General features: G+C 53.6%; 12 protein-coding genes. 6 read left to right on the top strand and 6 right to left on the bottom strand.

Annotated features, from left to right (window positions below):
- Positions 1-23: 23 nt before the first annotated feature.
- From dxs to INT19_RS10570, 3 genes are read right to left on the bottom strand one after another with little or no spacing between them, the layout of a single operon-like run.
- Positions 24-1,949, bottom strand: coding sequence for a 1-deoxy-D-xylulose-5-phosphate synthase (gene dxs / locus INT19_RS10560; protein WP_193060688.1), 1,926 nt, complete (start codon positions 1,947-1,949; stop codon positions 24-26).
- A gap of 29 nt (positions 1,950-1,978) precedes the next feature.
- A complete protein-coding gene (gene ispA, locus INT19_RS10565; protein WP_193060689.1) occupies positions 1,979-2,875 on the bottom strand; it encodes a (2E,6E)-farnesyl diphosphate synthase in 897 nt (298 codons plus the stop codon).
- Entirely contained in the window at positions 2,869-3,165 is a 297-nt protein-coding gene (locus INT19_RS10570; protein ID WP_172422333.1) for an exodeoxyribonuclease VII small subunit, read from the bottom strand. Before INT19_RS10570 ends, ispA begins: the two co-directional genes overlap by 7 nt.
- 283 nt (positions 3,166-3,448) lie before the next feature.
- Between INT19_RS10570 and serA the strand changes: the two genes are divergently transcribed.
- Positions 3,449-4,693, top strand: coding sequence for a phosphoglycerate dehydrogenase (serA, locus tag INT19_RS10575; protein ID WP_193060690.1), 1,245 nt, complete (start codon positions 3,449-3,451; stop codon positions 4,691-4,693).
- Between the two features lie 181 nt (positions 4,694-4,874).
- Here serA and INT19_RS10580 read toward each other — a convergent pair whose 3' ends face one another.
- Positions 4,875-5,165, bottom strand: a complete 291-nt coding sequence (locus tag INT19_RS10580; RefSeq protein WP_446719025.1) for a hypothetical protein — start codon at positions 5,163-5,165, stop codon at positions 4,875-4,877.
- Between the two features lie 198 nt (positions 5,166-5,363).
- On the opposite strand from INT19_RS10580, the gene INT19_RS10585 reads away from it, so the two are divergent.
- Complete coding sequence (locus tag INT19_RS10585; protein ID WP_193060691.1) at positions 5,364-6,731, top strand: L-serine ammonia-lyase; 1,368 nt, start codon at positions 5,364-5,366, stop codon at positions 6,729-6,731.
- On the opposite strand, the gene INT19_RS10590 is transcribed toward INT19_RS10585, so the two are convergent.
- Positions 6,728-7,621, bottom strand: coding sequence for a LysR family transcriptional regulator (locus INT19_RS10590; RefSeq protein ID WP_193060692.1), 894 nt, complete (start codon positions 7,619-7,621; stop codon positions 6,728-6,730). The genes INT19_RS10585 and INT19_RS10590 overlap by 4 nt on opposite strands.
- A gap of 174 nt (positions 7,622-7,795) precedes the next feature.
- Between INT19_RS10590 and INT19_RS10595 the strand changes: the two genes are divergently transcribed.
- From INT19_RS10595 to mtgA, 3 genes are all read left to right on the top strand, one after another.
- On the top strand, positions 7,796-8,905 hold the full coding sequence (locus tag INT19_RS10595; RefSeq protein ID WP_089039612.1) for an S-(hydroxymethyl)glutathione dehydrogenase/class III alcohol dehydrogenase: 1,110 nt from the start codon (positions 7,796-7,798) through the stop codon (positions 8,903-8,905).
- 75 nt (positions 8,906-8,980) lie between these two features.
- Positions 8,981-9,835, top strand: a complete 855-nt coding sequence (gene fghA, locus INT19_RS10600; RefSeq protein WP_193060693.1) for an S-formylglutathione hydrolase — start codon at positions 8,981-8,983, stop codon at positions 9,833-9,835.
- 10 nt (positions 9,836-9,845) lie between these two features.
- Positions 9,846-10,562, top strand: a complete 717-nt coding sequence (gene mtgA / locus INT19_RS10605; RefSeq protein ID WP_193060694.1) for a monofunctional biosynthetic peptidoglycan transglycosylase — start codon at positions 9,846-9,848, stop codon at positions 10,560-10,562.
- Between the two features lie 4 nt (positions 10,563-10,566).
- Here the strand turns inward: mtgA and INT19_RS10610 are convergent, their stop codons facing one another.
- Entirely contained in the window at positions 10,567-11,502 is a 936-nt protein-coding gene (locus tag INT19_RS10610; protein WP_193060695.1) for a DMT family transporter, read from the bottom strand.
- A gap of 146 nt (positions 11,503-11,648) precedes the next feature.
- Between INT19_RS10610 and INT19_RS10615 the strand changes: the two genes are divergently transcribed.
- Positions 11,649-12,038, top strand: a complete 390-nt coding sequence (locus INT19_RS10615) for a DUF4168 domain-containing protein (RefSeq protein WP_193060696.1) — start codon at positions 11,649-11,651, stop codon at positions 12,036-12,038.
- The last annotated feature ends 96 nt before the right edge of the window (positions 12,039-12,134 follow it).

The following is a 12,134-nucleotide window of genomic DNA, read 5'->3' on the forward strand; positions in this document are numbered from 1 at the left end:
ATCAACCGTTGAAAAGTTAAAAGTTACGGGAGACGAGCGCGAATAGCGCGCTCGATACCGTCGGCATCCAGGCCGCAGTCGCGTAGCAACTCTGCGGGGGTGCCGTGCTCAACAAAGGTGTCAGGCAGGCCTAAATTAAGCACTTCGATTTGTACGCCTTCCGCGTGCAGCAGCTCGTTCACTGCGCTGCCGGCGCCACCGGCGATCACGTTCTCTTCCAGAGTGACCAGCAGCTCATGTTCATCGGCGGCATGCAGCACGGTGTCTCGGTCCAGTGGCTTGATAGAGCGCATATTGATATGCGTTGCGTCGAGCTTTTCGGCAACCTCAGCGGCGGCGCTGTTGACGCTACCAAATGCCAGCAATGCAATACGCACACCTTCAGTCCCAGCATCGCGGCGTAGCTGTGCTTGGCCAATGGGCAGCGGCTCTAAGTGTTCAGGAATGGCTGCGCCCGGGCCTGTGCCACGTGGGTAGCGAACCGCTGCTGGGCCTGGGTGATGGTAAGCGGCGCTAAGCATGGCGCGGCACTCTGCTTCATCAGCAGGGGCTAAAATCACCATGCCTGGAATGCAACGTAAAAAAGACAAATCCATGCTGCCGTGATGCGTTGGTCCGTCTTCACCCACAAGGCCTGCGCGGTCAATCGCAAATGTTACGTCTAGATTCTGTACGGCCACATCGTGAATAAGTTGGTCGTAGCCGCGCTGTAAGAACGTGGAATAGATCGCCACAACAGGTTTCATGCTCTCGCAGGCCATGCCCGCAGCGAGCGTTACGGCATGCTGCTCGGCGATCGCGACATCAAAATAGCGCTCAGGATACTGCTGGGAGAAACGAATTAAATCCGAGCCTTCGCCCATGGCGGGGGTAATTCCCATCAGCCGTGAATCGGTGGCTGCCATATCGCACAGCCAGTCGCCGAACACGTTGCAGTACTTTTTCTTAGCCGGGGCCTTGGGCGCTGCCGCTGGCTTCACCAGTGGCGCATTGGCAGTGGCGCTGGGCTTTTCTAGCTTAGTGATGGCGTGGTAGCCAATCTGGTCAGCTTCGGCGGGCAGAAAACCTTTACCCTTAACTGTTTTGATATGCAGAAATTGAGGGCCATCCTGGTCGCGCAGGTTGCGCAATGTTTCGGTGAGCGCCTCCAGGTCGTGGCCATCGATCGGGCCGATGTAGTGAAAGCCCATTTCTTCAAATAGCGTGGCAGGGCTCACCATGCCTTTCATGTGCTCTTCGGTGCGCTTGGCAAGTTCGAGTGCGCCCGGCAGATGGGAGAGCACTTTTTTGCCTTCTTCACGCATCTTAAGGAAGGGCTTACTAGACAGTACACGGGCTAGATAGGTCGCGATGCCGCCAACATTTTCCGAGATCGACATCTCATTGTCGTTCAGCACCACTAGCATATTGGCGTTAACGTGGCCCGCATGGGCCAGCGCTTCAAACGCCATGCCCGCAGTGAGTGCGCCATCGCCAATAATGGCGCACACACGACGCGGGTCGTTTTGTGCCTGGGCGGCTAACGCCATCCCCAGGGCGGCTGAAATCGACGTGCTGGAGTGGCCAACACCGAAGGTGTCGTAATCAGATTCTGCGCGGCGGGGAAACGCTGCTAGGCCGCCATGCTGGCGAATACTGAGCATCGCTTCGCGTCGCCCAGTTAAAATTTTATGCGGATACGCTTGATGGCCTACGTCCCACACCAAACGGTCTTTGGGCGTATGAAATGCGTGGTGCAGCGCTACGGTCAGTTCCACAACGCCCAGGCCTGCACCGAAGTGGCCGCCTGTCACACCCACGCTGTATAGCAAGTAGGCACGTAGTTCGTCAGCCAACTGGGCAAGCTGCCTAGCATTCATGGCCCGCAGCGCAGCGGGATGATCAAAAGAGTCGAGCAGCGGCGTTGCCGGGCGCTCGCGGGGAATCTCGTCGAACAGCTTCATAGGCATGTTTTCATGGACAGGGTCATGGACATCGTTTAGTGGTCGCGCTCGATCATATAGTGGGCAAGATCGGCCAGCGGTGCGCCTTGCTCGCCAAGCGGGGCGAGGGCGGCAATGGCCTCTTCGATAAGCATATTTGCTTTGCGTTGTGCGCCGGAAAGTCCCAGTAAGCTAGGGTAAGTCGGCTTGGCACGTGCAGCATCAGCGCCAGAGATTTTACCCAGTGTGACGGTATCGCCCGTCACATCAAGGACATCGTCATGAATCTGGAAGGCTAGACCAATGGCGCGGGCGTAGCGAATCAGAGCGGCAAGCCGAGGATCGTTTTCATCCACTGCGACTAAGCCGCCTAAGCGCACTGCGGCCACAATCAGCGCGCCAGTTTTGTGGGCATGCATATGAGCTAAGGCATCCACGTCCGGATGGCCACCTACGGCGGCTAAGTCGAGTGCCTGGCCTGCGACCATTCCTGCCCGGCCAGAGGCAACGGCCAGCGTGGTGACCATGCTGCCAAGCCGTGGATGAGGCTGGCTGGCAAGTACCTCGAAGGCCAGTGCTTGCAGTGCGTCTCCCGCTAAAATTGCGGTGGCTTCATCGAACGCTTTATGCACAGTGGGTTGGCCGCGACGCAGGTCGTCATCGTCCATGGCAGGCAGATCGTCATGAATCAATGAGTACGCATGAATCAGCTCAATGGCTGCTGCAGGGGCATCCAATGCGTCGTCCCGCGCCCCTAGCGCATTACCTGCGAGATATACCAGCAGTGGCCGCAAGCGCTTACCACCTACCAATAGGCCGTGACGCATAGCGGCTTCCAGGCGTGGCGCGACGGCTGGTTGGGAGTCAAACAAGGCTGAAAGTGTGGCATCCACCCGTGTGTTACTCGCCTGGCGCAGCGTCGCCAGTTGAGAAGCATTAGCTGTTGTTACCATGGCGGCGTTTCCTCGCTGTCGTTGCCGTGACCTGTGGCATTGTCCGTTTCTGGCGCCGTCGCGAAAGAGGTAATGTCAAGCTTACCATCGCGGTCTTCACTTAGTGCGCGAACTTTTAGTTCGGCGTTGTCGAGCCGCTGCTGGGCTTCACGCGTGAGTCGCACGCCTTGCTCAAACGCGGTCAGAGCGTTCTCCAATGAGAGTTCGCCGGACTCAAGGCGTTCCACAATGGTTTCAAGCTGTGAAACCGTTGCGGCGAAATCTTGCGCTGGTGGAGTGTTATCGCTCATTGGGTAAGGCCTACTATTTTGCTGGCGCCCTGACGCTGATTAAGGGCGGCGACTGTGGCTATAGCCGTGTTATCAAAAAATAAACGCCCAGTATACACCGAGCTAAGGGGGTGGCGTCTGCCCTCATCCCGGGTCAATTCTGCTACTTGCGTCTGGTTCATCTTGTAAACGCACACTTTTCATCATCTCAAGACGCCGAGAGCGGCTGTGGTTGTGCTACCATATGCACCTCCCGTGAACCGATACACGGCGCATGCCGCCGACCATAGAGGTTGATTCAGCCATGGCCAAAACGTCCCTGGACAAGAGCAAGATCAAGATCCTGCTGCTCGAGGGCGTCCACCAAAGCGCGGTGGACAATTTTCACAACGCAGGTTACGAGAACATCGAGCACCTGCCGACATCGCTAGATGAGGCGTCGCTGATCGAAAAGATTCGCGATGTGCACTTCATCGGCATTCGTTCGCGTACGCAGCTCAATGAGCGCGTATTTGACGCGGCAGAAAAGCTGGTGGGCGTTGGCTGTTTCTGTATCGGCACGAACCAAGTTGATTTAACGGCAGCCCTTAAGCGCGGTATCGCGGTCTTTAACGCGCCGTACTCGAATACCCGCTCAGTTGCAGAGCTGGTACTGGCAGAAGCCATCATGCTGCTACGTGGTATCCCCGAGAAGAATGCTCGCGCCCACCAGGGCGGCTGGCTGAAATCGGCGAAAAACTCCCACGAAGCGCGGGGCAAAACCCTGGGTATCGTTGGTTACGGTAGCATCGGTGCGCAGCTTTCAGTGCTGGCAGAATCGCTTGGTTTCAACGTTATCTATTACGATGTGATCACCAAGCTAGGCATGGGTAACGCGAATCAGGTAGCGAGTCTGGAGCAACTGTTAGCACGCTCTGACGTGGTCAGCCTGCACGTTCCTGACTTGCCTGCTACGCGCTGGATGATTGGCGAGAAAGAGATCGCAACCATGAAGCAGGGCGCCATCCTGATTAACGCAGCCCGTGGTAGCGTTGTTGAGATTGAGCCTCTGGCCGAGGCGATTAAAGCGGGCAAGCTTAACGGTGCCGCCATTGATGTCTTCCCGGTAGAGCCGAAGGGCAACGATGAAGAGTTCCAAAGCCCGTTGCGCGGCCTGGATAACGTGATTTTAACCCCTCATATCGGTGGTTCTACCCTGGAAGCTCAGGAGAATATCGGTATTGAAGTGGCTGAAAAGCTGATTACGTATTCGGATAATGGCACCACGGTTACTTCTGTTAACTTCCCCGAAGTAGCACTGCCCGCTCACCCGGATAAGCATCGTCTGTTGCACATTCATGACAACGTGCCGGGCGTGTTATCGCAAATTAACCGCGTACTGTCTGAAAACGGCATCAACATTTCAGGTCAGTACCTGCAAACCAATGACAAAGTGGGCTACGTGGTCATTGATGTCGATAAAGCCTACGGCCCACAGGCCCTAGAAGCGTTGAAGAAAGTTGAGCACACGCTGAAAATTCGCGCGCTGTACTCGTCACATAATAGTTAAACGCTGTTATCAGCGTGATCAACAAAAAAGGCCCTACTTACGGGGCTAATGCCAGTCAGTTAAGGCTGACTGGCTTTTTTCTTTCTGAAGGCAAAAAAACGCCGATTGGCTTTATTTAATAAGTGCCTGACGATGACTTCACCCCAGCCCTCCGAGCCGCCTTCGTCATTCCCGCAGGCCCTTAGCGGGAATCCATGTTGACCTGTGCAGCCACAAACGCCAGCAATAGTAGCGTAACAGTAGGCCATACCTTGAGTACCTGGCGCACGTAGATGAGTAAGCCACAACAGCTGGCCAGCACCAGGGTTTGAGCGAACTCTGTAAAGCCTAGTTCGGTATAGCGCACATCGGGTAGGTAGAGAGCCTCAAAATATCCACCCTGGGCGATACCAGCGACAAAAAGCATATAAAGCGTTGCGCGCAGAAGCGTATATCCAAAACTGAGTGGCCACTGCGGTGGGGAAGATGGCATACCAACATCCTTATCGGAGAGATGACGTTGTAAGAGAGATGCTTAAAAACATGCATAGAAGAATGTTCATTATATCGCCACACTTCTGTGCTCGCACGTCGAACTTAATGTGAGCTGCTCGACTAATAGTGGATTAAGGCTGCAAAGTAACTAGGTTATTAGGTGATCAACAACTACCGCTGAGGGGCAGACAACACAATGGCAATAAGCGTTTTTGATCTCTTCAGAATTGGGATTGGCCCATCAAGCTCTCATACGGTTGGGCCGATGCGTGCGGCGCGCGATTTTAGCCAAGCGGTTACCTCACCGTCGCTGACGCGCATTGTGGTTAGGCTTCACGGTTCGCTAGCTTCTACCGGCATCGGGCATGGTACTGATAGTGCGGTCATCATGGGTTTGATGGGTGAAACGCCAGAGTCAATTGACCCTGACACCATGACTGAGCGGCTACGAGCGCTAGATGAAGGCGCTCTGTTAACGCTGCCTAATGGGCAAGCGCTATCGTTTGATCGCAGCCAGGATATTGAGTGGGACGACCACTGCCTGCCATTTCACCCGAACGCTATGGTGTTAACGGCTTATCAGGACGATACGGTTATTGCGGCGAATACTTACTATTCCCTTGGTGGTGGCTTTTATGTTGATCAAGCCTGCGCCGATCAGGGTGGGCTAGACGAAGACAAAACCGCGCTACCTTACCCATTTGAAACGGCTAATGAGTTGTTAGCGCTCTGCCAAACAAATGGTTTGCGTATCAGTGAGCTCATGTTTGAAAACGAAAAAGCATGGCGCAGTGAAGAGGTGATTCGCACAGAGCTGCTAACGATTTGGCAAGCCATGCGCACCAGCATTGAAAATGGCTTAAAAGCGACGGGGCACTTGCCCGGTGGATTAAATGTTCGGCGACGTGCCCATAGTTTGCACCAACAGCTGCTTTCACCGCCGCAGAACCAACGCTTAATTGTATCGAGCTTTACTGTGATGGATTGGGTCAATTTGTTTGCGCTGGCGGTGAATGAAGAGAACGCCGCGGGTAAACGGATGGTCACTGCACCGACAAACGGTGCTGCCGGTATTGTGCCTGCTGTGCTGGCGTACTATTTGAAATTTGAGCCAGATGCCTGTGACGACGACATAGTGGCTTTTTTGTTGGCCGCGGGAGCAATGGGCATATTGTGTAAAAAGAACGCGTCTATTTCTGGTGCGGAAGTTGGCTGCCAGGGAGAAGTCGGCTCTGCTTGTGCGATGGCCGCAGCGGGGCTTGCAGAAGTGCTGGGCGGCTCGCCAAAGCAGGTAGAGAACGCTGCTGAGATTGGTCTAGAACATAATCTTGGCCTAACTTGCGACCCTGTGGCGGGGTTGGTACAAGTGCCGTGTATTGAGCGAAACGCCATTGCCTCGGTGAAGGCGATCAATGCTGCGCGTATGGCGATGCATGGTGATGGTGATCATTTTGTATCGTTGGATAAAGTGATTCGCACCATGCGTGACACTGGCCGAGATATGCAGGATAAATACAAAGAAACGTCAAAAGGTGGTTTGGCTGTTAACGCCATTGAGTGTTAGTAAGTAGAGGGGGGCAGCGTTGCGTCAATATTGGCCACCAAGTAATCGACGAGCTGACGGATTTTAGGTGATAGGTGGCGGTGTCGAGGGTATACCGCCCATACCGCCGTATCGTTGTGTTGGAAAGGTTCCAAAACGGACACCAGTTCGCCACTGGCAAGATAGGGGGCTACGTAGTAATCCGGCAGTTGAGCAAGCCCCAGTCCTTTAAGTGCGGCGTCAAGCAGCGCGGGGCCGGAATTGCCGCTCCAGCAGCCTTCCACTTTAACTTCGCGGCGCTGACCGTTGACTTCAAACAACCAGTTAGGCCGCGAACCCATCAGACAACGGTGTTGGCTAAGTTCCGACAGCGTATGTGGCCGGGTAGCCTGACGGAAGTAAGCCCGGGATCCCACGACATACTCCTGCCGTTCGCATAGCCGCCGAGCAATCAAGCTAGAGTCTTTGAGTACCCCCATACGAATGGCAATATCGTAGCCCTCTTCAATAATTTCTACGGGGCGGTTAGTGAAGTGCATATGTACTTCAAGCTGCGGATGCAGGCACTGAAAGTCATTCACCAGTGGCGCGATGTAGCGCTCGCCGAATGTTGTCGCTGAGGTCAGTTTCAGCAGCCCACGTGGATTTGCCTGAAGCTCGCTGATCGCTTGCTCTGCATCGCGCAGGCCATCAAAAAGATGGCGGCAGTGCTCAACGTAGATTGCCCCAGCATCGGTTAAACGAATTTGCCGTGTTGTGCGGTACAAAAGCTGAACACCCAATTGATTTTCCAGCTGGCTCACTAAGCGGCTAATATGCGATGTCGATACCTTTAAATGGCGTGCGGCCGCTGAGAATGTTCCCAGTCTTACCACCTCGACGAATGCCTCAATACGATCCCAGTGTTGCACGAACGATCCTTAATTAATCTCTGATTGTTGCTCAGTAGCAATAATCTTGTGAGTGTATCCCGCTTTATCTCACTCGCCTAGCTGGCCTACACTGCAGTCATTGAATCTGATTCGATTAAAACGAGTCCGATAAAACAGCCTTCAGTTTTATGTGACCGTTAAGGAGATGCATAGATGAAATCACGTGCCGCCGTAGCACTCGAAGCGGGTAAGCCGCTTGAATTAGTTGAGATCGATGTGGAAGGTCCAAAAGCGGGCGAGGTACTGGTGAAGATGGCAGCGACGAGCGTATGCCATACCGATGCTTATACCCTTTCTGGCGCTGACCCCGAAGGTAATTTCCCAGCGGTATTGGGCCACGAAGGTGCTGGTGTGGTGCAAGAAGTTGGCGAGGGTGTGACCAGCGTTAAGCCGGGTGACCATGTTATTCCGCTGTACACCGCCGAGTGCGGCAAATGTAAATTCTGCCTATCCGGTAAAACAAACCTGTGTGGCAGCGTGCGCGCTACTCAAGGTAAAGGTGTGATGCCTGATGGCACCTCGCGCTTTTCACTAGATGGCAAAATGCTGCATCACTACATGGGCACGTCGACTTTCAGTGAGTACACCGTGCTGCCGGAGGTATCGCTTGCGGTGGTCTCTAAAGAAGCGCCGATGGATAAAATCTGCCTATTGGGCTGCGGCGTTACTACCGGTATCGGTGCGGTACTGAATACGGCAAAAGTAGAGCCAGGCTCCACCATCGCCGTTTTTGGTTTGGGCGCGATTGGTTTGGCGGTCATCCAAGGGGGAGTCATGGCAAAAGCCGCGAAGATTATTGCCATCGATGTGAACCCCGATAAATTTGCATTGGCCAAGCAGTTTGGCGCGACTGACTTCGTTAATCCGAAAGACTACAGCGACCCGATTCAGCAGGTAATCGTCGATATGACCGACGGTGGTGTTGATTACTCCTTTGAGTGTATCGGCAATGTTAACGTGATGCGTTCGGCCCTTGAGTGCTGCCATAAAGGCTGGGGGGAGTCGATTGTCATTGGTGTCGCGGGTGCGGGCGAAGAGATCTCCACGCGTCCTTTCCAACTGGTTACCGGACGAGTTTGGAAAGGCTCTGCGTTTGGTGGTGTTAAAGGACGCAGTGAGTTACCAGGTTACGTCGAGCGCTATATGAATGGTGAGCTGAATATCGACGACTTTATTACCCACGACATGCCGTTTGAGCAAATTAATGAAGCCTTCGAATTGCTCCATGCAGGTAAGAGCATTCGTACCGTGCTGCATTACTGAGTATCATTGGTAATAGGGTAAATGAGCGCGGTAGGGGAAACCCTCCGCGTTTTCATCTTTTTAAGGAGCCGGCCCATGAGCATGAGTGAAACTTTAGAACTAGTGTCTGCCAATCGCAGTTTTGGTGGCTGGCACAAGCGCTACCGCCACTACTCCCGGGCGCTGGATTGCGACATGGTGTTCGCGGTTTACCTGCCTCCTCAAGCAGAGAGCGAGCGCGTGCCGCTGCTTTGGTGGTTGTCAGGTCTAACCTGTAACGATGAAAATTTTATGCAGAAAGCGGGCGCACACCGAATTGCTGCTGAGCTAGGGGTGGCGATTGTTTGCCCCGATACCAGCCCACGCGGCACTGAGCTGCCCGGTGAGCATGAAAGTTACGATCTAGGATCGGGCGCTGGTTTTTATGTGAATGCCACCCAAGCCCCCTGGAAATCGAATTACCGCATGTATGATTACGTGATTGAAGAGCTGCCTTCAGTGGTGCGTCAGCACTTCCCTGTGAATGGGCGTGAATCGATCAGTGGTCACTCCATGGGCGGTCACGGCGCGTTAATTCTGGCGTTGCGTCACCCTGGCCGGTTCCGTTCGGTTTCCGCTTTTGCACCTATTGTTAACCCAATGAACTGTCCTTGGGGGCAAAATGCGTTTACCAGCTATTTAGGCGACGACCAGTCGCGCTGGCGCCAGTATGATGCTTGTGAGCTGGTCGCTAATGGTGCCTCTCGTCAACGGTTATTTATCGATCAAGGTGAGGCCGACCAGTTCCTGGGTGAGCAACTGATGCCAGAGCGTTTGGAAGCCGTGTGTGAAGAGCATGATCACCCACTGACGTTGCGCCGCCAGCCAGGTTACGATCATAGCTACTTCTTTATCGCCTCGTTCATTGAGGAGCATATGCGCTATCATGCAGAACACCTCATGAAGCGCTAAGGATATCGAAATGCTCAATCGCGCGTTGCGCCGTTTTCTTGGTTTGATATGGCGTCTTATTTGGCGTGGCGCGCTGGCTTTTATTGTTCTCTCAATTGCGCTGGTTTTACTATTCCGTTTTGTGCCACCTCCTGGCTCAATGGTCATGGTAGAGCGCAAAATTCAAAGCTGGATAAACAGCGAACCTATCGATATACAACGCCAGTGGAGAAGCTGGGACAATCTATCCAGCAATGCCAAGTTGGCGGTTATCGCTGCTGAAGACCAGCGCTTTCCTCAGCATCGTGGTTTTGATTTAGTTGAGTTGAAGCGTGCCCTGAAGGCCAGTCTCGATGGCGAACGATTGCGGGGTGCCAGCACGCTCAGCCAGCAAACAGCCAAAAATGTTTTTTTATGGAGCGGCCGTAGCTGGGCCCGTAAGGGGCTAGAAGTATGGTTTACGTTGCTGATCGAAATGCTGTGGAGCAAGCAACGCATACTGGAAGTGTATTTAAACGTCGCTGAGTGGGATACGGGAGTATTTGGACTAGAAGCGGCGGCAGGGCGCTATTTTGGCGCTTCTGGCAGTGCATTGACCGAACGGCAAGCAAGCCTGCTAGCGGCGATTCTTCCCAGTCCGCGTACCCGCAGCGCGTCACGCCCAGACGCCCAGGTAGAGCGCCGCAGCCAGTGGATTCTTCAGCAAATGCGTAATCTAGGCGGTGTTCGTTATTTGGAGCGCTTGTAGCGCTTTAAGCCTCTCCTTTGTTGCTAGGCTTACGTACCACCATGACCACCCCAGCAATGGCAATGACCATACCTGCCAGCCCGAGCAGGGGTAGGCGTTCGTCGAAAAGCCACCATGCTTGTAGCGCAGTCACGGGTGGCACCAGATAAAACAGGCTGGCAACGCGGGATGCTTCGCCCTTTTTAATCAACACCATTAATAGCAGGATGGCGGCGATAGACAGAATAAGTACTAGCCAGCCAAGAGTGAGCACAAACGTTATGCTCCATTCGACCTGGCGGGTTTCAAACAGCAGTGCTCCGATGCCCAGCAGCATGCCTGCCGCTATGTATTGAATAACCGCCCCAGAAAGAAGTGGCATGCTGGTGCAGTAGCGTTTCTGATAAAGCGTCCCCAGTGAAATTCCCACCAAAGCAGCCATCACGCTAACTAAGGCGCCAAGGCCAAAGCCAGCAAAAAGTGAGGTGCCGAACTCTAGCTTGCTGCCCAACACCAGACAGATGCCCACAAGGCCAAACAGTAGCCCCAGCCACTGGCGGGGGGTTAAGCGTTCCCCCAGAAGCGGGCCAGCACAGGCTGCGGTTAGCAGCGGCTGTAGGCCAACCAATAGCGCTGCCAGCCCAGCAGGCATGCCCAAGTAGATACCGTAAAAAACCCCACCTAAATAAGTGCCGTGTACCAAAAGCCCTGAAACGCCTATATGCAGCCAAAGTGCTAGCGATGAGGGCCATGCTATGCGCATTAGCCACGTCAGTGGAGCAAGCAACATCAGGGTGAGCATGAAACGAATAAACAAAAAGGTAAAAGGTTCTGCGTAGGGCAGACCAAATTTTGCGCCAATGAACCCCGTGCTCCAGAGCAAAACAAATAATCCAGGCATAGCGGCAAGGCCTAAAGAAGCCATATTTACATTTTTTAAACTATTGATAGTGTTGGACATAGTTCCTCGATGTGGGCCTTTTCTGCTTAGTTTTGCGTTGCTTAAATTTTCATTATGTTACTAACTTTTACATAAAAAGTTGAACCTGTACCTGAACGACGCGTCACATGGTGCACATTCATAACGCGCCAATGAGGTTTCTTACTATGCAACGTATGACTGCTCTGTTCTCTGCTGCTCTTCTCGCTACTGGTCTTCTGGTCGGCACCGCTCATGCACAGCAAGCCCAAGACCCCGCTCAGGATCCGATGGCTGCCCAACAAGCGCCCGTTCAGGATTTCTCTGATGAGCAGCTACAGCAGTTCGCCGATGCTTCTCAAGAAATCGCCGTGATCTCTCAAGAGTACACACAGCGTCTGCAGGAAGCAGAAGATGAAAACACCCAACAGGAAGTTCGCGCTGAAGCCAACGACCGCATGATCGAAGTCGTTGAAGATAGCGGTCTAGATGTTGATACCTTTAACGCCATTGGTCAGTCAATCCAGCAAGATCCTGAGATGATGCAGCGTGTTCAGGAAATGGCTAATCAGTCATAACTAGTTCCAGTCAGATAGTGTTTTGGATAGTGACAGATTTTCCTTAACCTGCGAAGTATCGGTCCTGCTGCTGCCAGTCTGTTAGTGCACAAAGCC

It is taken from the genome of Halomonas sp. 3A7M (assembly GCF_014897875.1).
Lineage (GTDB): Bacteria > Pseudomonadota > Gammaproteobacteria > Pseudomonadales > Halomonadaceae > Vreelandella.